At 42.5% G+C, this 20,135-nt stretch carries 16 protein-coding genes; 9 read left to right on the top strand and 7 right to left on the bottom strand.

Going from position 1 to position 20,135, the window contains the following annotated elements; translation table 11 throughout:
• Positions 1–488: 488 nt before the first annotated feature.
• Both fadJ and fadI read right to left on the bottom strand, forming a co-directional pair.
• On the bottom strand, positions 489–2,645 hold the full coding sequence (gene fadJ / locus B6K83_RS01535; protein ID WP_085282551.1) for a fatty acid oxidation complex subunit alpha FadJ: 2,157 nt from the start codon (positions 2,643–2,645) through the stop codon (positions 489–491).
• Entirely contained in the window at positions 2,645–3,952 is a 1,308-nt protein-coding gene (gene fadI, locus B6K83_RS01530) for an acetyl-CoA C-acyltransferase FadI (RefSeq protein WP_085282549.1), read from the bottom strand. The genes fadJ and fadI overlap by 1 nt, the downstream gene beginning before the upstream one ends.
• A 239-nt stretch (positions 3,953–4,191) precedes the next feature.
• Between fadI and B6K83_RS01525 the strand changes: the two genes are divergently transcribed.
• The 6 genes from B6K83_RS01525 to B6K83_RS01500 are packed head-to-tail and all read left to right on the top strand — an operon-like array spanning position 4,192 to position 11,239.
• Complete coding sequence (locus tag B6K83_RS01525) at positions 4,192–5,148, top strand: AAA family ATPase (RefSeq protein WP_085282547.1); 957 nt, start codon at positions 4,192–4,194, stop codon at positions 5,146–5,148.
• Between the two features lie 15 nt (positions 5,149–5,163).
• On the top strand, positions 5,164–6,168 hold the full coding sequence (locus B6K83_RS01520) for a DUF58 domain-containing protein (RefSeq protein ID WP_085282545.1): 1,005 nt from the start codon (positions 5,164–5,166) through the stop codon (positions 6,166–6,168).
• Positions 6,156–6,677, top strand: a complete 522-nt coding sequence (locus B6K83_RS01515) for a DUF4381 domain-containing protein (RefSeq protein ID WP_085282543.1) — start codon at positions 6,156–6,158, stop codon at positions 6,675–6,677. The genes B6K83_RS01520 and B6K83_RS01515 overlap by 13 nt, the downstream gene beginning before the upstream one ends.
• Positions 6,674–7,687: a vWA domain-containing protein gene (locus B6K83_RS01510; RefSeq protein WP_085282541.1), complete on the top strand. Its 1,014-nt coding sequence runs from the start codon at positions 6,674–6,676 to the stop codon at positions 7,685–7,687. Before B6K83_RS01515 ends, B6K83_RS01510 begins: the two co-directional genes overlap by 4 nt.
• Position 7,688: 1 nt before the next feature.
• Positions 7,689–9,572, top strand: coding sequence for a vWA domain-containing protein (locus tag B6K83_RS01505; RefSeq protein ID WP_158088305.1), 1,884 nt, complete (start codon positions 7,689–7,691; stop codon positions 9,570–9,572).
• Entirely contained in the window at positions 9,566–11,239 is a 1,674-nt protein-coding gene (locus tag B6K83_RS01500; RefSeq protein WP_092251221.1) for a BatD family protein, read from the top strand. Before B6K83_RS01505 ends, B6K83_RS01500 begins: the two co-directional genes overlap by 7 nt.
• Here the strand turns inward: B6K83_RS01500 and B6K83_RS18280 are convergent.
• Positions 11,236–11,397, bottom strand: coding sequence for a hypothetical protein (locus B6K83_RS18280; protein ID WP_158088304.1), 162 nt, complete (start codon positions 11,395–11,397; stop codon positions 11,236–11,238). The two genes, B6K83_RS01500 and B6K83_RS18280, sit on opposite strands and share 4 nt — an antisense overlap.
• A gap of 867 nt (positions 11,398–12,264) precedes the next feature.
• Between B6K83_RS18280 and B6K83_RS01495 the strand changes: the two genes are divergently transcribed.
• Entirely contained in the window at positions 12,265–12,780 is a 516-nt protein-coding gene (locus tag B6K83_RS01495) for a sigma-70 family RNA polymerase sigma factor (protein ID WP_085282537.1), read from the top strand.
• The gene (locus tag B6K83_RS01490) at positions 12,773–13,486 is read left to right on the top strand and encodes a DUF3379 family protein (RefSeq protein ID WP_085282535.1); all 714 of its coding nucleotides are present in this window, start codon (positions 12,773–12,775) and stop codon (positions 13,484–13,486) included. Before B6K83_RS01495 ends, B6K83_RS01490 begins: the two co-directional genes overlap by 8 nt.
• A gap of 101 nt (positions 13,487–13,587) precedes the next feature.
• On the opposite strand, the gene putP is transcribed toward B6K83_RS01490, so the two are convergent.
• On the bottom strand, positions 13,588–15,075 hold the full coding sequence (putP, locus tag B6K83_RS01485; protein ID WP_085282533.1) for a sodium/proline symporter PutP: 1,488 nt from the start codon (positions 15,073–15,075) through the stop codon (positions 13,588–13,590).
• 273 nt (positions 15,076–15,348) lie between these two features.
• Here putP and B6K83_RS01480 point away from each other — a divergent pair, with 273 nt between their 5' ends.
• Positions 15,349–16,569, top strand: coding sequence for an EAL and HDOD domain-containing protein (locus tag B6K83_RS01480; RefSeq protein ID WP_085282531.1), 1,221 nt, complete (start codon positions 15,349–15,351; stop codon positions 16,567–16,569).
• Positions 16,570–16,666: 97 nt separating this feature from the next.
• Here B6K83_RS01480 and galE read toward each other — a convergent pair whose 3' ends face one another.
• The 3 genes from galE to cysC all read right to left on the bottom strand — a co-directional run bounded on the left by galE (position 16,667) and on the right by cysC (position 20,062).
• Entirely contained in the window at positions 16,667–17,677 is a 1,011-nt protein-coding gene (galE, locus tag B6K83_RS01475) for a UDP-glucose 4-epimerase GalE (protein WP_085282529.1), read from the bottom strand.
• Between the two features lie 62 nt (positions 17,678–17,739).
• Positions 17,740–18,696 carry a DHHA1 domain-containing protein gene (locus tag B6K83_RS01470; RefSeq protein WP_085282527.1) on the bottom strand — a complete coding sequence of 319 codons (957 nt, stop codon included), beginning with the start codon at positions 18,694–18,696 and terminating at the stop codon, positions 17,740–17,742.
• Positions 18,697–19,450: 754 nt separating this feature from the next.
• Positions 19,451–20,062 carry an adenylyl-sulfate kinase gene (gene cysC, locus B6K83_RS01465; protein WP_085282525.1) on the bottom strand — a complete coding sequence of 204 codons (612 nt, stop codon included), beginning with the start codon at positions 20,060–20,062 and terminating at the stop codon, positions 19,451–19,453.
• Positions 20,063–20,135: the final 73 nt, after the last annotated feature.

Below are 20,135 nucleotides of genomic sequence, written 5' to 3'. Positions count from 1 at the left end.
GGCCAGCACTTGGTGGAATTAAGCTCAATTAGCATCAAGCTGCTAATCATGAGTATAGGACGCTGCGCTACAGGGATGTTAGCGTTATTGTTTCAAGCAGTGATCACACTCAAGCTGAAAACAATAAACATTCAAAACCGAAACGTTGATATTGCTTCACTCGTTTTTTCATACAAAACATTGGCCAAACAAATGGCCCAAACATTAATCCCGCCGTTGCCCATCGTTTAGCACCTAAGCCACTACTAATGGCCTGACAATAGAAAAACATAGAAAATACAACACTTAGGGCTACTACTAGTAATAAAACCATGCACTACTCGCGATAAATGAAATTGACCAATCGCGCGCATATTAACAACATTAGAGTAAATATTCAAAAGAATATTGCTAAAAAAAGCGCATTTTAAGTATAAAAAAGAGGCAATAAATTGCCCCTTAAGTTGTCAAACATTGCCGCATTATTGGCAGCATACATCCGCTACTAATTAAGCATTATAAAAACTCTCGCCATGTTCAGCCATTTTTATCAATACGTCAGCCGGTGTAAATCGCTCACCAAACTCGGCTTGCCATTGTGTCAATTTACTGACCAAGGTCGCGGCGCCAATTTTATCCATGTACTGGAACGGGCCACCGAGAAACGGCGGGAAGCCAATACCAAAAATTGCACCTATATCACCGTCACGAGCGTTGCGTATAATATCTTCATCTAAGCAGCGTGCTGCCTCATTTAGCATCATATAAATACAACGCTCAACCTGAGCCTCTGTCACCGAAGTATTACTTACCGTTAGCCCTAGTACACCGTACACACTTTCGTCGACCAGTTTTTTCTTACTTTTGCTCTTATATTGATAAAAGCCTTTTTGATTCTTTTTCCCTAAGCGACCGTCATCAATCAACTTAGCAAATGCTGCAGGTGGCGCAAAACGCTCTCCTAAATCAGCTTGCAAGATCGGACCAATTTTAGCGCCAATATCAATACCAACTTCATCAAGTAATTGCATTGGTCCCACTGGGAAACCAAAGTTCACCATGGCTTTATCCAAGGCCTCAATTGAGCACCCTTCAAGTAATAATATCGCCGCTTCATTCATATAAGGCGCTAAAATACGATTAACATAAAACCCAGCTTTATCTTTTACAACAATTGGCGTTTTACCCTGTTTTTTCGCAAACGCCACTGTGGTTGAAATGGTTTGATCTGAGGTTTTTTCATGGGGAATAATTTCAACTAACGGCATTTTGTCCACGGGCGAAAAGTAATGCAAACCAATAACATTTTCTGGTCGTAAGGCTTTTTCGGCGATTTTACCTATCGGTAAGCTCGAAGTATTACTGGCAAAAATGGTTTGCTCTTGGCAATGGCTTTCAATCTCTAACACCATATTTTGTTTTAACGCTAAATCTTCAAATACCGCTTCAACCACCATGTCTGCTTGCTTGAAACCTTGATACTCAGTAGTGCCTGTGATCAAGGCTAACTGACTTTGCATTTCGCTATGGCGCATAAAACGACGTTTAACCTTTTTATGCAAAATATCATAGCCATATTTCATCGCAGCGCTGATACCTTGATGAGAAATATCTTTTATACGCACCGGTAGCTTAGCTTTGGTTGCCGTAACAAAGGCAATGCCTCCGCCCATTAAACCGCCACCTAAAACCGCAACATTGTTGATTTTTTCTGGCACAACACCTTCAACACCCTGCTCTTTTTTCATATCTGTGGTGGCAAAAAATACCTGACGAAGCTGTGCTGAAACATCACTCATCACCAATTGACCAAAATGATCAGCCTCAACTTGGTAACCTTTTGATGGCGCTTGTTCAACACCAGCACGCACACAATCAATAATTTTCAATGGTGCCGGATAGTTGCCTTTAGTTTGGCTTAATACCGCCTTGGTAGCTTGAGTAAATAAAATGCTACGCCCTATACTGTTGCCTTCAAGTAACTTCGCCATCAAACTCACTTTGCGGGCTTTAGGCTTAACCTTACCTGATAACGCTAATTTTTCGGCCGTTGCTACTAGTATGCTATTTGGTACCACATCCGTTACCAAACCCGCTTTTAACGCTTGTTTGGCGCGTAACTGCTTACCCGTTAGCATCATGTCTAACGCTTTTTGCAGGCCAACACGTTTAGGTAAACGTTGCGTACCGCCGCCCCCTGGCAGCAAACCCAATTGCACTTCAGGCAAACCTAATGTGGTTTTTGAACTATCACTACAAACAATGGCATGACAAGCCATCGCTAACTCTAGACCCCCACCTAAACAGGCGCCATGCACTGCGGCAACAACAGGTATTGTTAAGTTCTCAAGCTGATCAAAGATCATTTGCCCTTGTCGAGATAAAGCAGTCGCTTCCGCAGCTGAGTTGCAGTTAGCCAACATATGAACATCAGCACCAGCGACAAAAGAGTCCGCTTTACCGCTAACAAGCACGAGACCGACTATGGCATCATCTTGACGAATTTCTTTTAACACTTGCGCGATTTCATCGGCAAATTCAGCTTTTAGCGTATTCATAGAGTCAGTTTTCACATCCATGACTAAATGCGCTACGCCACTTTCTTGACGCTGTAAACTAAAGGTCTTTTCTTGTTCCTGTGCTGTATTAGTTACTACTTCAGTCATTAGTCTGTCTCCACTATCATAGCTGCACCTAAACCACCTGCTGCACACGCGGTTGTTAAACCTGTGCCACCACCACGACGATTCAATTCATTTAATGTTTGTACGATCAAGCGTGTGCCTGTCGCCGCAAAAGGATGCCCATAAGCAAGCGAGCCCCCCATCACATTGAACTTGTCCATGTCTATTTCACCAATGGCTTTATCTTGTCCAAGGTGTGTACGAGCAAATTTATCACTGCCAAACATTTTCATATTAGCTAGCGCTTGAGCGGCAAATGCTTCGTGCATTTCTATTAAGTCTAAATCGGCTAAGTTCATGCCTGCTCGCTTTAAGGCGATTGGGGTGGCAAAGCTTGGCCCCATAAGCATATCTTGCCAAACATCTATGGCAGCAAAACCGAAGCTGCGAATATAACCTAATGGCTTGTAACCTAGCTCTTTTGCTCGGCCTTCACGCATCATCAACACAGCGGAGGCGCCATCGGTTAACGGTGTACTAGTAGCGGCAGTTACTGTGCCATGTTTACGATCAAATACCGGCCGTAATTTTGCGTAACTGGCTAACTCTGAATGATCACGAATACAGTTATCTTTCGAAATAAACGACTTATACGGCTCGCTATGCGCGGTCATGACTTCACCGTCAAGCTTACCTTCTTGCCAGCTTTGACTTGCTAGGGTGTGCGACCTATGCGCCAATGCATCTTGATCTGCGCGGCTAATACCATGAGTTTTAGCCATCTGCTCAGCGGTTTGTCCCATAGATAAACCGGTCGAGTACTCTGCAACTGCTGGTGGTACAGGTAAAATATCTTTAAATTTAAGCTGACGAATTAGCGCTATTTTGGCAGCAAGCGTTTTAGTCTTACTTAAGTCCAATAAAGTACGCGCAAACTTTTTCGAAACGCCGATAGGCGCAACAGATGAAGAATCGGCGCCGCCAGCAACACCCACATCTACCATACCTGCCATAATAGACTCAGCAACATTCACTGTCGACTGGAAGCTTGTCGCACAAGCGCGCGATACACTGTAGGCATCGGTATGCACATTCATGCCAGTGCCTAACACAATTTCGCGCGCAATGTTGGGCGCTTCTGGCATTTGCACCACTTGGCCGAATACTAACTGGTCAATAATTTTGGGGTCAACATCATGTTTTTTTAATAATTCATTAACAACAATTTTGCCAAGATCCACGGCAGGAACGCCATGAAATGCAGTCGCTTGTTTTGCGAACGGTGTGCGTAACCCCGCGACTATCGCGATACGTTCACCACTGCCTGTTACTAATTTTGATTTTGTCATTTTTATTTCCATCTTGTTGCAACGGCCCAGAGGTCAGACCTCTTTGGATTTAAGATAATTCTAACCATATATAGAAAAAATACAATGTTTAAAAATAAACAATCGAAACCATCATCAAAATCCGGGGTTCAAGTTGACTATTTTTTATTGATGGTTGTTTTTTAAAAGCTGAACCTTATATCAATTTATGGGTCAGAGATGCTGACAAATATTTTTATAATCAATAAGAACGATTAATTATGGCTATTGAACACTTTTCCTCTTTAAAAGAACATTTATCTGCACAAATTATTGGCCAGCATGCGCTGGTTGAAAATCTACTGATTGCACTTTTAGCTAATGGTCACCTTATTGTAGAAGGTCCTCCGGGTTTAGCAAAAACGCGTGCAGTCAATGCCTTAGCGCAAGGCATTGAAGCAGACTTTCATCGCGTGCAATTTACCCCAGATCTACTACCCGCAGATTTAACCGGTACCGATATCTATCGACCAGAAGACGGTAGCTTTGTTTTTCAACCAGGGCCGTTATTTCGTAACTTAGTACTAGCGGATGAAATCAACCGAGCGCCAGCGAAAGTGCAATCAGCACTATTAGAGGCTATGGCGGAAGGTCAAATCACCGTTGGACGCAATACCTACCCTTTGCCTGAATTATTTTTAGTGATGGCAACGCAAAACCCACTTGAACAAGAAGGTACATATCCTTTACCTGAAGCTCAGCTTGATCGTTTCTTAATGCACGTTGAAATTGACTACCCTGATGCTGCCAGTGAGTTAGCAATCTTAAAACTTAATCGCGGTGAAGCAATTCAAGCTGCCAAACCCCTAGTTGAAGAAATCAGCCAAGCGGATATTTTTAGTGCTCGTGAACAAGTTATGCAAATTCATATGGCACCGGCGGTAGAAAGTTACATCGTTGATTTGATCATGGCGACCCGACAGCCTGAGAAATATGATGATAAGTTAAAGCAGTGGCTTGCTTATGGCGCTAGCCCTCGGGCTACGATTGCCTTAGATCGCTGTGCTCGCGCTAAAGCTTGGTTAAATAACCGCGACTTTGTTAGCCCAGAAGACGTACAAGCAGTATTTCACAATGTTTTACGCCATCGCATATTAATGACCTATCAAGCTGAAGCAGAAGGTATCAGTAGTAATCAGCTACTTGACCATATTCTTAGCTTAGTGGCGGTCGCCTAGGCGCAAGATAAACTTATGTGGTTTAAGCAAAAAAATTCAAATCAGCAAAGCACCCCACAGCAGGTGCTAGATGAGCTGTTAAGTAACGGCATTAGCCTAACTATTGATGAACTCATGCGCTATCAAAATAAGAGTTCGTTAATCAATTTGGCGGCGGCTAAAAGCTTACGCGGGAAAATGTCAGGCAATTATCTGGCCCGAAGCAAAGGTCGTGGCATGGAATTTGACGAAGTTCGACATTATCAAAATGGTGATGATATTCGCGCCATTGATTGGCGCGTAACGGCGCGCACGGGTAAAACCCATACCAAGCTGTTTCGTGAAGAAGTTGAGCGCCCGGTACTGATCGCCACCGACTTAAGCACCAATATGCTATTTGGTAGTCAGTTATTGTTTAAGTCGGTACAAGCTGCGCATGTGGCGGCACTGGTAGCTTGGCACGCAAAATCTCGCGGCGATCGTATCGGTGGCGTTGTCTTCAACCAACAACAACACACAGAATTAAAACCACGCAGTCGACAACAAGGCGTTCTGCACTACTTACATGCATTAGTGCAATGTCATGCGGCATCAGTCGCGATTAGTCAAAGCCCACTTGATCACCAACAAGCACAACTGGCCTTTAGCCAAAACTGTACCCGCTTACGTCAAATCGCAAAGCCGGGTAGCCTAGTGTACTTATTGACCGACGCTTATAGCTTAACCGATGACGCGGTGCGTCACTTATCGCGTATTAGTCAACATTGTGAACTAGTGATATGTTTACTCAGCGATCCTCTAGAGCAGCAGCTGCCTGAAACTAGTGAAAAAATAACGGTTAGCGTTACTAATGGCCATCAACGTCAGCAACTGACCTTAGGGGATCAGGCTCTTGCCGAAAAATATCACCAACAAGCCCTGCAGTTAACTGACGCACTCGAACAGAAATTAACTACAGCAGGCGCACGTTTATTACATTTTTGCGCCAGTGAAGCGTTAGAAATTCAATTACATCGTGGGGTAGCTTCATGGATCCGTTAGCACAATTAAAAGATATACATCTACCCGCAACCGTGCCTAATTACCCACTAGCACCCGGTTGGTGGCTACTGGCTATTGCTATTATTGCCTTGCTCATTTATGGCGTGCGTAAGCTATACCGTTATCAATGCCAACGTAAAACCCAAAAGTTAGCGTTTAAACAACTCACCAGCACTGACAATAATCAGCAGATATTACGGTTATTAAAATGGGCGGCATTACAATATTTTCCACGTCAGCAAGTTGCACCGTTAAGTGGTGAAAAGTTTAAAAACTTTTTAACAGCAAGCTTGCCAGATAAACAACAAGCTAAATTTCTGACATTGTGTGATGATGAATTTGCCCATATTTACCAAAACAACAGTCCAAGGCAAAATCAGCCTAGCTTGCATCAGGCAGCACAACATTGGCTGCGTTATGCCTTGCCGCCAAAACAAGAGATGATTAAGCAACTGCACAGTGCCACTGACTTCAATCACGCAGTAAAAAACCAAGGAGTCAAACCATGATCCACTTTGACTTTTTATGGGCTTTAATCGCCCTGCCATTGCCACTACTGGTCTATTTTTTACCGGCGAAAAAGCAAACGCCGGCAGCACCGTTAAGAATGCCCACACTGATCTCAGGGCTAAAAGCTGAAAAGCTCGCACCCGCAAAACAAAAGTCATCGTTATGGCTATTAAGCTTAGTCTGGTTGTTATTGGTGCTGGCAAGCATGCAACCTCAATGGCTGGGTGATGCGGTCAATGTGCCTACCAAAGGTCGCGAGATGATGATAGCAGTTGACTTATCCGGCAGTATGCAAGTTGAAGATATGACGCTTAATGGCCGCAGTGTTAACCGCCTTGACATGCTCAAAGTCCTCTTAGGTGAATTTATCGAGCGACGCAGTGGCGATAAATTAGGGTTAATTTTATTTGCAGATGATGCCTACATGCAAACACCCATGACCTTTGACCGAAAAACCGTACAGCAAATGCTCGACGAAACCGTGTTAGGGTTAGTGGGTAAACAAACTGCCATTGGCGACGCCATTGCACTGGCGGTAAAACGCTTTAATGAAAAAAAAGAGTCTAATCGGGTGTTGTTATTATTAACCGACGGGCAAAATACCGCCGGCAAAATCACCCCAGAGCAAGCACTTGAGTTAGCGGTAGCAAAAGATATTACCATTTACACTGTCGGTATTGGCGCCGACGTGATGATCCAAAACTCGCTATTTGGTGCCCGCCGAGTGAACCCTTCAAGCGATCTCGATGAAAAGTCATTACAGCGTATCGCTGATGAAACTGGTGGGCATTATTTTCGCGCCCGCGCCAGTGAAGATATGAGTAAAATATATCAACTACTAGACGAACTTGAGCCTATTGCGCAAGAGCAGCAAAAAATGCGGCCATTAACGGCATTATTTTACTGGCCATTAGGCTTAGCATTGCTAATAAGCTTGCTTGCCTTGTTGACTAATGCCCTGCTTAATGGTCACTTCTTCAGTCAACAAACAATGGGAGCTAAGCAGTAATATGGCTGACTTTCATTTTATTCGCCCGCTTTGGTTATTAGCCATTATCGCGTTATTTTTCATGCTATTTTTACTCAAAAAAATGCGCTTAAAACGCTCAGGTTGGCAGCAGTTATTACCCACACATTTAGCCAAGGTGTTAGTCACCGATGACCAAGCAGAAAAATCAAGGTCGCTGCTATTACCATTTTTTATCGGTTTACTAAGTATCATTGCCATGGCTGGCCCTAGCTGGCAAAAGCTACCACAGCCAGTGTATCAAGTTGCCAAAGGCTCAGTCTTAATCATGGACATGTCGTACTCTATGTACGCCACTGATGTTGCGCCAAACCGGCTAACGCGCGCTCGCTATAAAGCCATTGACCTACTCGATAGCATTACCGACGGCGAAGTTGGTCTTATTGCTTATGCAGGCGACGCCTTTAGCATTAGCCCACTAACGGATGACAGTAATAATATCAAATTGTTATTACCCTCATTAAGCCCTGAACTTATGCCGGTATTGGGCAGTAATCCCTTTGCCGCATTAAGTTTAGCGCATGATATGCTGATAAATGCTGGCCATAACCAAGGCGATATATATTGGTTTACCGACGGCGTTGATAATATCGATATTCAAGATATCACCCAGTGGTCGCGCAAATACCCTTATCGTCTAAATATTCTTGGTATCGGAACAACCGCTGGTGCGCCAATCAGCCTACCTAATGGCGAGCTGATGAAAGATGATAATGGCGCCATTATTGTGCCTAAGCTCACCGAGCAAGCCTTGCGCGGTTTAGCCAAGCGCGGTCGCGGTAACTATACAAGATTAAGCCATGACAACAGAGACATTGAGCAACTGACTGCCCAGCCATTCAAACCGGGCGATGAGCAAACCAAAGCCAGTGACAATACTGGCGATCAATGGCAAGAGTTTGGCCCCTATTTATTACTGTTAGTACTGGCGATGTTACTACCTTATTTTCGACGCGGAGCATTGTTAGCAGTGCTACCTTTTGTCTTCATGGTAGTGCCAAATCAACAAGTGCAAGCCAGTATTTGGCAAGATCTGTGGCAAACTAAAGATCAGCAAGCGCAAACCCTTTTTGATCAACAAGCTTATCAGCAAGCGGCAGATAAATTTAACGACCCACTATGGCAAGGCAGCGCCTATTACAAAGCCGGTGATTATCAACAAGCATTGTCGGCATTTAAACAACACGATAGCGCGCAAGCATGGTACAACCAAGGCAATGCCTTAGCCAAGCTGCAAAAAATCGACGAAGCCATAGCCGCCTATCAGCAAGCATTAACGCGCGATCCAAACTTAACCGACGCAAAAACCAATAAAGACTTACTAGAGCAACTTAAACAACAACAAGAGAACCAACAGCAAAACTCAGGCGATGAGCAACAACAGCAAGACAATCAAGAGCAGCAAGATCAGCAAGATCAGCAACAAAATGGCGAGCAAAGTGGCGACAGTCAAGACAGTGAAAGCCCAAATAGCGAAAATCAAAGCCAAGCTAGTGACAGCCAGCCTAACCAGCAACAACAAGATTCTGCCGGGCAAGACTCACCACAGCAAAGCCAAGAAAATAACAGCGCCGAGCAAGCAGATAACGAGCAACCAACTGAGCAAGCATCAGCAGAAGACAAGCAACCAGCACAAGCGGAACAGCAGGCCAAGCCAAAACAAGATGTTGAAGGCGAGCAAGAGCAAGCGAGCGCTGCAGCACAAGCGCAGGCAAAACAACTAGATAAAGAAACCGAACAAAAACATCAACAGTTGCTCAATAAAGTTACCGATGACCCCTATTTATTGCTGCGCAACAAAATGCAGTTAGAGTACCAAAAACGTCATCAAGATCGCCGAAATGTAGGAGTAAAGAAAAAGTGGTAAGAGTAATCATATCTTTGTTGACTATTTTAATCTCTCTCAATAGTTATGCCTTAAGCAAAGTAACGGCGAGTGTCGATAAAAACCCGGTAGTGGTTAACGAATCACTGATCCTCACCGTCACGGCAGATGACGATGTCGACAGCAACGCCCTCGACACCTCAGCGCTGTTAACGGACTTTATTGTCGGTCGCACTTCGGTTAGCTCACAAACCAGCATGGTAAACTTTAATACCACACGCAGCACCACTTGGACTACCGTCTTAATTGCCCGTAAACCCGGTGACTGGGTCATTCCAGCCTTTAATATTGCCGGCATGACAACGCAGCCAATAACCATTACCGCCATACCAGCCAGTAAAGTACCTGCTTCAAGCCAGCAAGATTTATTTATTACTTCCGAAGTCTCTGACACAGAAATTTATGTGCAGCAACAAATCACCTTAAAGGTAAAATTACATTTTTCCGCCGAGCTAAAACGTGGCAGCTTAACCGAACCTAGCCTAGCAGGTGCCAACATTTTACAAGTGGGCAAAGACAAAGAGTCTGAAAACATTATCAACGGAAAACGCTATCGCATTATCGAGCGCGTTTATGCCATTAGCCCGCAACAAAGCGGTGAAGTGATACTAAAATCGCCGGTATTTTCCGGTGAAATCATTATGCCGTCATCACGTCGCTCCAACTTTTTAAGTTTCGCTGAGACGAAACCGGTTAGCATTGTCGGAGATGATATTCCCCTCAGCGTAAAAGCAATCCCCACACAGATTTCTGGGCCTTGGCTACCTAGTGAGTTAGTCGCCGTGCATCAAGAGTGGCAACCTGAGCCAAAACAATTTAAAGTGGGTGAGCCTATGACTCGTACCATCACTTTAACCGCTGCCGGCTTATCTGAAGAACAATTACCAGAGATAAGTATGCAGGTTCCTGCAGGTCTGAAAGTCTACCCAGATCAAGCTGAGCTACATACCGGATTAAACAACGAGCGCTTGGTCAGCCAAAAAGTGGTTAACTTTGCCATAGTGGCGAGTAAAGCTGGCGACTTTTACCTGCCGGAAATTCGCATTCCATGGTGGAATACAGTGACTAATCAAGCGCAGGTGGCGATCATTGCAGCAGAAAAAATCACTATTTTGCCAAACCCAGATTTAGCGCCTGCACCCGCTATGCCAGCCGCTAATACCACCCCAATAACTACTCCAACCCCAGTGCCGGTGCAAACCGTTACGGTTACAAAAAACAGTGTTTGGCAATGGCTGTTTTTAAGCTTATGGCTACTAACGTCATTAGCCTGGTTTATTTCTGCAAAACGCCCGTTTACGCGCGCAAAAACAGTTAAGCCCAGCGGCGATAAAACCAATACTGCTCATCTTGACCTCATGGCGGCTTGTAAACAAAATAATGGCCAAGCAGCATTAGCTGCACTTCTACCCTGGGCGCGCTCACAGACATCAGCGAATGCCCACAACGACGCACTAACCACGCTCGACTCATTACATGCTCATTTTAACGATCAAGCACTGTCAGCAGCCATTATTGAATTACAGCAAAGTCATTACGGTAAAGCCCCTAGCCAATGGTCAGGCAACAACCTACTCAATGCGATACAAGCTGTGAACAAAACTAACCGCAGCAAAGCCGTTAATACGACTATTACCCTCAACCCTTAACAAATTGTAGAGCGAATAAATAGCGCACAGGGAGCAAGCGAAGAAACCTCATTCTCTTCTCCTGCTTTGCTCCCTGTAAAATTAACCATGCCATCCACAGGGAAAAAACAAAGAGGGCTAAAAGAGAAAAAATAAAGTGCTGTTAAATTAAAAACCACTCATTTCCTTCTCCTGCTTTGCTCCCTGTAAAATTGCTGTAGCAACTAAAGTCCAACCTACATAAAACCTACATAGCGCCAACAAGCGATAATTTCGAGCTAGGCAACTATTTTTGTAGGTCGGACTTGAGTCCGACAACCGCAAGGCAGCCATAAAGTTAATGCTGCTTTAAACCTGATGGACTGAAGTCCAACCTACATCGAAGCTAGCTGATGAACTAAAGTCCAACCTACATAAAACCTACACAAAACCTACATAGCGCCAACAAGCGATAATTTCGAGCTAGGCAACTATTTTTGTAGGTCGGACTTGAGTCCGACAACCGCAAGGCAGCCATAAAATTAATGCTGTTTTAAACCTGATGGACTGAAGTCCAACCTACACAGAACCTACATAAAACCTACATAAAACCTACATAGCGCCAACAAGCGATAATTTCGAGCTAGGCAACTATTTTTTGTAGGTCGGACTTGAGTCCGACAACCGCAAGGCAGCCATAAAGTTAATGCTGCTTTAAACCTGATGGACTAAAGTCCAACCTACATCGAAGCTACCTGATGGACTAAAATTGCCCCTAAAAAACAACAAAATATTTATCACAGGGAGAAAAAGTGATTAATATGCCTCATTCCCTTCTCCTTCTTTCCTCCTTGTAAAATTGCTGTAGCGACTAAAGTCGCTCCCTACAAAAACAACAATAAATTTTTCACAGGTTGAAAACAAAGAGGACTAAAAGAGAAAAAATAAGCAATCATTAGCCTCAAAGTTAAAGCCAATTTCTTCGCCATTTCAGCCACGATCACGCTATAGTCAATAAATATCAATTATGGCGAAATTAAAACCCACAGCCTCAGGTCTGTTACAACATGGCGACAAAACAAGTTAGATACGAAGCACTCGTTAAAGCCTTACATGCTGATTTATATCGATATAGCTACTGGTTATGCCACGATAAACACATAGCTGAAGACCTAGTGCAAGAAACATTTTTACGTGCCTGGCGCGCACTTGACTCGTTGAAAGACGAAAAAGCCGCTAAGTCATGGTTAATTACCATTTTACGCAGAGAAAACGCCCGACGTTTTGAGCGTAAGCGTTTTGAGATGAGCGAATATGAAGAAGCTAATATTACCGATGTAAAAGCCGCTAGCAATGAACAGCATATCGAAAATCACTGGTTGCGTGAAAAAATAGCCCAGCTACCTGCCGAGTATCGTGAACCCTTGGTACTACAAGTAATTGGTGGTTTTAGTGGTGAAGAAATTGCCGACATGTTGTCATTAAATAAAAACACAGTTATGACACGATTATTTCGTGCCCGCAATCAATTGAAAGAGGCCGTAGACAACGAGCCGAAGTTAAGAGGTTTAGACAATGGATGATTTGCAATTTAGACGTAGTATATTAGCAGATCCTAATCATCGCGACGATGCCATCAATGCCAAAATCAAGCAGGATCCGGTTAACAAAAAATTTACTCAAGATGTTACCGCACTTGATGATGACATTGCCCAAGCATTAAATATTAACGTTCCTAGTGAACTGGTGAATAAATTAATGTTACGCCAAACTTTTGCCAGTCATCAGCAGCAAAAAAGTAAAACCCGTATGCACTTAGCCATGGCAGCTTCTGTAGCCATAGTTATGGGCTTAATGATTAATATAATGCTATTTTCCAGTACCTACAAAAACCTTGGAGATTATGCCATCGCCCATGTTAATCATGAGGCGGAATATTTTTCAAACCAAAGCGAAGCAGCAATTTCTTTAGCAAGTTTAAACGAGAAAATGGCAGTATTTAATGGTCGTTTTGCCAAAGCCTTTGGCAAGTTGCTGTTTGCTGATTATTGTCGCTTTGACGGCAACAAAAGCTTGCACCTAGTATTTCAAGGTAAAACCAGTCCAGTCAATGTATTTGTTTTACCCAATAATGAAGACATTAAATTTGTAGCCCAGTTTTCTGATGACAAATTACAAGGTCGCTCACTGCACTTTAAACAATCTAACGTTATTGTCGTTGGTGATAAACAAGAGCCTATTAACCTGTGGCAAGAGCGTTTGAATCAAAACATTAGTTGGTCAATTTAATCAAAAACACCGCTAGCAGCTGTAAGTTAAAAGCTATCAGCAAAACCTTAAAACCATCCACATGGTACTTGTTTTACTGATAGCTTCAAACTACTTCTTTCTTAACTATGCTTACTGTTAACTTGCTCAAATACCGCTTCTAGCTCTGGTTGTGTTTTTGCCGTTAAACGGCTCACCACTACAATGGCGATACTTGCCATAACGAAGCCAGGTACAATTTCATACATCACAGCACTTAATGATTGACCATTAATGGTAATTGGCGCATAAATCCACACTAACACAGTTAACGCTCCGGTTATCATACCAGCTAAGGCGCCATGACGATTCATTTGCTTCCAATACAAACTCATGATCACAATAGGACCAAAGGCGGCACCAAAACCTGCCCAGGCATTACTCACCAAAGTTAAAATTGAGCTATCACGATCATAAGCCAATGTAATAGCTACCAAAGCAACCGCCGCTACCGATAAACGTCCAACTAATACTAATTGTTTCTCACTGGCATCTTTATTTAAAAATGCTTGATAAAAGTCACCGGTTAACGAGCTCGAGGTCACTAATAGTTGGGAAGAAATAGTACTCATAATCGCCGCTAAAATCGCTGCTAATAAAAAGCCACCAATTAATGGGTGAAACAATACTTGCCCTAATAAAATGAAAATCGTTTCTGAGTCTTCTAACGGCATACCAGTTTCAGCAACATAGGCAATGCCGGCAAAACCGGTGGCCATTGCGCCAACAAGTGCAACAATCATCCAACTCATGCCAATTCTTCTCGCCTTAGGTATATCTGCAACAGAACGAATCGCCATAAACCTAACAATGATATGCGGCTGCCCAAAATAGCCCAAGCCCCATGCCAATGCAGATATAATCGCAACGATACCAATATCACTAAACACATTCAGATATTCGGGGTTAATCTGCGCAATATTATCAACCATAGCTGTCGTGCCACCAACGCTGCTAATGGTAACTATGGGTACCAAAACTAAGGCGATAAACATAATACAACCTTGCACAAAATCAGTCAGGCTTACAGCTAAAAAACCACCAAAAAGCGTATAAAGCACAACAACACCGGCGGTAATATATAAACCTGCCTCATAACTTAAACCAAAAGAGCTTTCAAAAAGTTTGCCACCGGCAACAATGCCAGAGGAAGTGTATAAGGTAAAAAATAGAATAATAACAACAGATGAGGTAATACGAAGAGCATGTGAGCTATCAGCAAAGCGATTTTCAAAAAAATCAGGCAAGGTTATCGAATCATTTGCGAGCTCAGTATAGGTTCTTAACCTTGGCGCTACAATCAAGTAATTTAAATACGCTCCTAAAATTAACCCTAATGAAATCCAAATACTGCTTAAGCCAACGGCGTACATTAATCCAGGTACTCCCATTAGCATCCATCCACTCATATCAGAAGCGCCAGCGGAAAGCGCCGTAACACCTGGGCCTAAACTGCGCCCTCCCAACATAAAACCAGACACATCACTGGTTGATTTTCGATAAGCATACAAGCCTATTGCTAACATAACTAAAAAATATAGTGCTAATGAAATCATCGTTCCAACAGCCATTCAACCTCCAAATATAATTTTTGCCAGACAGCTTAACATAAAAAAAACTAAGTCTCCTGACCTGACATTTGCTCAAATAATCTACATTAAAATAACTATTTGTACTTAAACAAGAATATTATGCGCACTTAATCTCGCATTACCATGTTTTTCGTGAGTATTTTAATTTATTTGTGTTATAAATAACAAAGTGAACACTGATGTTGCTTTGCTGTTTGAAACAATTAAAATAAAAAATTATCGGCTATAAATAAGAACGTTTAGGAAAAATTTATGTACTTTTACGCGGCTAGGCAACCAATACTAGATAAAGAAAAAAAGCTCTTTGCCTATGAATTGCTGTTTCGCGATAGCATAATCAATGTTTTTCCTGATGTCGATGCTGACGAAGCAACAACCAAAATGATTGAAGCGAGTAACTTCAACCTTGGCATTAGTGAGTTTACCGGCAATAAGTCGGCTTTTATTAACTTTACCCTAGAAACATTAGTGCAAGGTTATCCAGAAACCCTCACTACTGAAGAAGTGGTAGTGGAAGTATTAGAAACCATAAAACCGGGTAAAAGGTTATTAGCCATTTGTAAAGACTTAAATGAAAAAGGCTACACCATCGCCTTAGACGACTACATTCATCAACCGGTTTGGCGACATTTTTACCCCTTTATACATATCATTAAAGTTGATTGGCAAGATACCACAATCGACACCATCAAAGCCGTAAAATTGGCTATTGCTGACTTTCCACATATTAAACTTTTAGCCGAAAAAGTAGAAACTTACGACGAATATAATCAAGCGGTCGAACTTGGTTTTGAATTATTTCAAGGCTTCTTTTTCGCCAAACCCGAAATGGTGAAAACTAAAAGCCTGTCACCGTCACAAATTGCCATGGCTGAGTTACTTTATGAAACTTCACAAAAAGAGCTCGATCTAGCCAGCATCACCTCAGTATTTGAACGTGATGTCACCTTGTCATATAAACTATTACGTTACGCCAATTCGGCAATTTTTAAACGCCGCAATGAAATATCAACCATAAAACAAGCGTTAGTGACTTTAGGCTCTGCTGAATTGAAACGTTTCTTAGGATTAATGTTTGCAGCAAACATTAATCCCGAAAAGCCGTCTGAGCTTATTAACACTGCGATGGCTAGAGCAAAATTTTGTGAATTAATGTCTAGCGAAGTAACTAAACCAATTGATAGCTCTATCGCCTTTTTAACTGGGTTATTATCGTTAATTGACGCCATTGTCGATGAAGACCTAGCCAGCATTTTGGCCAAACTGCCATTAGCACAAGAAATCAAAGACACCCTTTTAACCCGCAAAGGAATATTAGCCGCGCTAATTATATTATTAGAGTTTATTGAACACGCTGAGTGGTCTAAAACGGCTGCTGTTATGCAAAAGCTAGGCTTAGAGAAAGAGCACGTTATCAGGCACTACAATGAAGCGATAGCTTGGGCTGACGAACAAGCAACCGCAAACTATTAAAACCCAGCGCTAACCCAGCAACAAAACACCCGACCTTTAAAATAAAAAACCTAATACACTGTATTAGGTTTTTTTCATAACCACTATTAAGACGTTATTACTCAAAGCCGTTAGGGTTTTGTGATTGCCAACGCCATGTATCTTTGATCATCGCGTTTAAATCACGTTCGGCGTGCCAATCTAGCAGAGTGTTAGCCACACGACTATCAGCATAAACCGTGGCAATATCGCCAGCACGTCGAGGTACAATTTTATAAGGAATTTCTTGTCCTGAAATGGCTTTAAAGGTGTTTACAATTTCTAATACTGAGGTGCCCTTACCTGTACCTAAATTAATTGGCACACAGCCATTAATTTCATTAAGTTTTTCTAGCGCTTTCACATGACCTTGGGCTAAATCTACCACATGAATATAGTCGCGCACCCCAGTGCCATCTGGCGTTGGATAATCATCACCAAATATTTGTAATTGCGCTAACCGGCCAACAGCAACTTGCGACACATACGGCAATAAATTATTAGGGATACCATTCGGGTTTTCACCGATTAAGCCCGACTCATGGGCTCCAATGGGGTTAAAGTAGCGTAAACAGGCAATTGACCATTCGGCATCACTTTTCGCTAAATCAAACAAAATATTTTCAATCATCAATTTCGTTTGACCATAGGGATTGGTGGCTGAGGTTGGCATAGTTTCATCAAGTGGTGCGGGGTTGTTTTCGCCATAAACCGTAGCAGAAGAGCTAAACACTAAATTTTTAACACCATGCTCTGCCATCACTTGCAATAAGGTCACCGATCCCGAGACATTATTATGATAGTAACTTAGCGGAATAGTGCTTGATTCGCCAACCGCTTTTAAGCCGGCAAAATGCACTACAGCGTCAATATTATGCTGCTGAAATACGTCACTCATGGCTTGATGATCACAAATATCGGCTTCAATAAAAGTTACTGATTTGCCAGTAATTTGCTTGATACGATCCAATACTAAGGTGGAAGAATTTGACAAGTTATCAACAATAACAATGTCTTTATCTAAGGCTAATAATTCCACAACAGTATGGCTACCGATAAAACCCGTACCACCAGTGATCAACAAACTCATTTAAACAATCCTTAACAATATAAAATAGGCGGCAGTAACACTGCCAACAACTTGGTTTATAACTATTGATAATATTCTGACACTAACGCAATAAAGTTACCAAGCTTTTCTTTGGCGAGTGCATTAATGCCTGCCGCCGCTGCTCGACCGCCACCAGTGTCAAACTGGGCGCATAAATTACCCGCACCTTGTTTGTTGTTTAATGGTGCCCGCAAGCTAACTAAGTAACTATTATCAGAGTTTAAGGTTAATACTGCGTGTGCTTTATTTGGCGAACGATTAGCAAGCTCATTACCAAATACACCACTGACTCGCCTTGACCAAGGGGCATTTTCGAGCACTATCACTTGTAGCACATCACTCTCGTGCAATACGGGAGCATTGTTAGCCTGCGCCATATCGGCTTCATAGGCTTGATCTAACGTGGCAAAAATAGAGTCGGGCTGATTAATTAGCTCAAATGGATCAGGGTAGTTGAGTAAGCTGTTAAACAGCTTGGTCGGCGCAATATGCAAGTCATCTACCGAGCGGCCGTAACCATTATAATTAATATAAATTCCCAACGCTTTCAATTGGGCTTGCTGTTGCGCTGATAACCCTTGCGCCTTTGCCAATGCATCGCCGGCAACTAGCATGTTATCGCCATAGGCAGCAACAATTGCCCAAAGCTCGTACTTGCCCGATAAATGCTGATTTATCAATAAACTGGTGCAAGTATTGGCGTCAGTATCAATAATAGCGTTTAAATATTGTGAGCTTGGAATATCGCCAGCACGATGATGATCCACATAAAACACCTCCACTTCACGCGCCAACAATTGCTCTAGTGGCGCAATGTTTTTTTCCATCGAAATATCAAGCACAGTCACCGAACTTGCTTGTTCAACCGGCACTTGTTGCAATAATTGAATATCACGCTTTACACCCGTGATTAAGGTAGAGGTTTTAGGGTCAGCCAAGCGTAATTGCAACAGAGCAATAATACCGTCGGCATCACCGTTAAACACATCAAAATGCATAAAAATATCCTTTAAATAAAGCGGTCAATAAAAAGCGACTGAAGTCCAGCCTACAAAAACAATTAATTTTTCATAGGAAGAAAACAAAGAGGACCAAAGGAAAAAAAATCAGCAATTTAGCTTTTTAAACCTCCTTCTCTGCTCCTGCTTTCCTCCCTGTAAAAATAACAACAACATCTCACAGGGAGAGAATAAAGAGGACTAAAAGAGAAAACACAAAAGCAACTTAACTTACTAGACCTCCTTCTCTGCTCCTGATTTCCTCCCTGTAAAATTTCTGTAGAGACTACAGCCCAACCTACAGAGAATCTATCTGATGGACTGAAGTCCAACCTACATAAGCCTGCATAACGCCAACAAGCGATAATATCGAGCTAGGAAACTATTTTTGTAGGTCGGACTTTAGTCCGACAACCACAAGGCTGCCATAAAATTAATAGTGCCTTAAAGCCTGATGGACTAAGGCTGCCCCTAAAAAAATACTTCTCATAGGAAGAAAACACAGAGGACGAAAGGGGAACAAATAAAGCTATTTAACTTACTAAACCTCCTTCTCGGCTCCTGCTTTTCTCTCTGTAAAAACAACAACAACAACAACAACAACATCTCACAGGGAGAATACAAGGAGGACTAAAAGAGAAAACACAAAAGTGCTTTTTAAATAAAATACCTTATTCTCTGCTCCTGCCTTCCTCCCTGTAAAATTTCTGTAGCGACTAAAGTCGCTCCCTACAAACTGAAAATTATCACTTTATTAAAGCTTTTTCGCTGCAATAATCCCATGTTCTATCAAGTAATCAACAACTTGTTGTGCACATTGCTCAATACTTTGGTCGGCAGTTTTTATCTGTATTTGCGGGTTTTCTGGTGCTTCGTAGCTGGAGTCGATGCCGGTAAAATCTTTAATTTCGCCGGCGCGAGCTTTTTTATATAAGCCTTTCGGATCACGCTGCTCACAAACTTCAATCGGGGTATCAATAAAAACCTCAATAAACTCGCCGGCAGATAACTTACTTGCGGCTAACGCTCGGTCTTGCCGAAAAGGCGAAATAAATGCAGTAGAGACGATTAAACCAGCATCAACAAATAATTGTGCCACTTCGCTGATGCGGCGAATATTTTCCACCCGATCTTGATCGCTAAAGCCTAAGTCGCCATTTAAACCATGGCGAACATTATCGCCATCAAGCAGATAACTGTGATGTTGATTAGCAAACAGCAGTGCGTCTACCGCATTGGCAATAGTAGACTTACCCGAGCCACTTAAGCCTGTGTACCATAATAAGCAAGCTTTTTGCTGCTTTAACTCAGCACGTTGCGCTTTACTCACATGTTGATTATGCCAAACCGTATTTTCAGTTTTCATATAACTCCTAAATTTAAAAACATAGCTAAATTCATAGCGGTAAGCTGTCAGTTTTAAGCGGTAAGTTAAAACC

Origin of the sequence: Colwellia chukchiensis, from assembly GCF_002104455.1 — a bacterium.
GTDB lineage: Bacteria > Pseudomonadota > Gammaproteobacteria > Enterobacterales > Alteromonadaceae > Cognaticolwellia > Cognaticolwellia chukchiensis.
Note: the sequence above shows the minus strand (reverse complement) of the source record. Positions and strands in the feature narration are given on the sequence as shown.

Bases quoted from the DNA above. Each gene is read 5' to 3' on its own strand.
- fadJ (WP_085282551.1), bottom strand. From the start codon at position 2,645: ATGACTGAAGTAGTAACTAATACAGCACAGGAACAAGAAAAGACCTTT.
- fadI (WP_085282549.1), bottom strand. From the start codon at position 3,952: ATGACAAAATCAAAATTAGTAACAGGCAGTGGTGAACGTATCGCGATA.
- B6K83_RS01525 (WP_085282547.1), top strand. From the start codon at position 4,192: ATGGCTATTGAACACTTTTCCTCTTTAAAAGAACATTTATCTGCACAA.
- B6K83_RS01520 (WP_085282545.1), top strand. From the start codon at position 5,164: ATGTGGTTTAAGCAAAAAAATTCAAATCAGCAAAGCACCCCACAGCAG.
- B6K83_RS01515 (WP_085282543.1), top strand. From the start codon at position 6,156: ATGGATCCGTTAGCACAATTAAAAGATATACATCTACCCGCAACCGTG.
- B6K83_RS01510 (WP_085282541.1), top strand. From the start codon at position 6,674: ATGATCCACTTTGACTTTTTATGGGCTTTAATCGCCCTGCCATTGCCA.
- B6K83_RS01505 (WP_158088305.1), top strand. From the start codon at position 7,689: ATGGCTGACTTTCATTTTATTCGCCCGCTTTGGTTATTAGCCATTATC.
- B6K83_RS01495 (WP_085282537.1), top strand. From the start codon at position 12,265: ATGGCGACAAAACAAGTTAGATACGAAGCACTCGTTAAAGCCTTACAT.
- B6K83_RS01490 (WP_085282535.1), top strand. From the start codon at position 12,773: ATGGATGATTTGCAATTTAGACGTAGTATATTAGCAGATCCTAATCAT.
- putP (WP_085282533.1), bottom strand. From the start codon at position 15,075: ATGGCTGTTGGAACGATGATTTCATTAGCACTATATTTTTTAGTTATG.
- B6K83_RS01480 (WP_085282531.1), top strand. From the start codon at position 15,349: ATGTACTTTTACGCGGCTAGGCAACCAATACTAGATAAAGAAAAAAAG.
- galE (WP_085282529.1), bottom strand. From the start codon at position 17,677: ATGAGTTTGTTGATCACTGGTGGTACGGGTTTTATCGGTAGCCATACT.
- B6K83_RS01470 (WP_085282527.1), bottom strand. From the start codon at position 18,696: ATGCATTTTGATGTGTTTAACGGTGATGCCGACGGTATTATTGCTCTG.
- cysC (WP_085282525.1), bottom strand. From the start codon at position 20,062: ATGAAAACTGAAAATACGGTTTGGCATAATCAACATGTGAGTAAAGCG.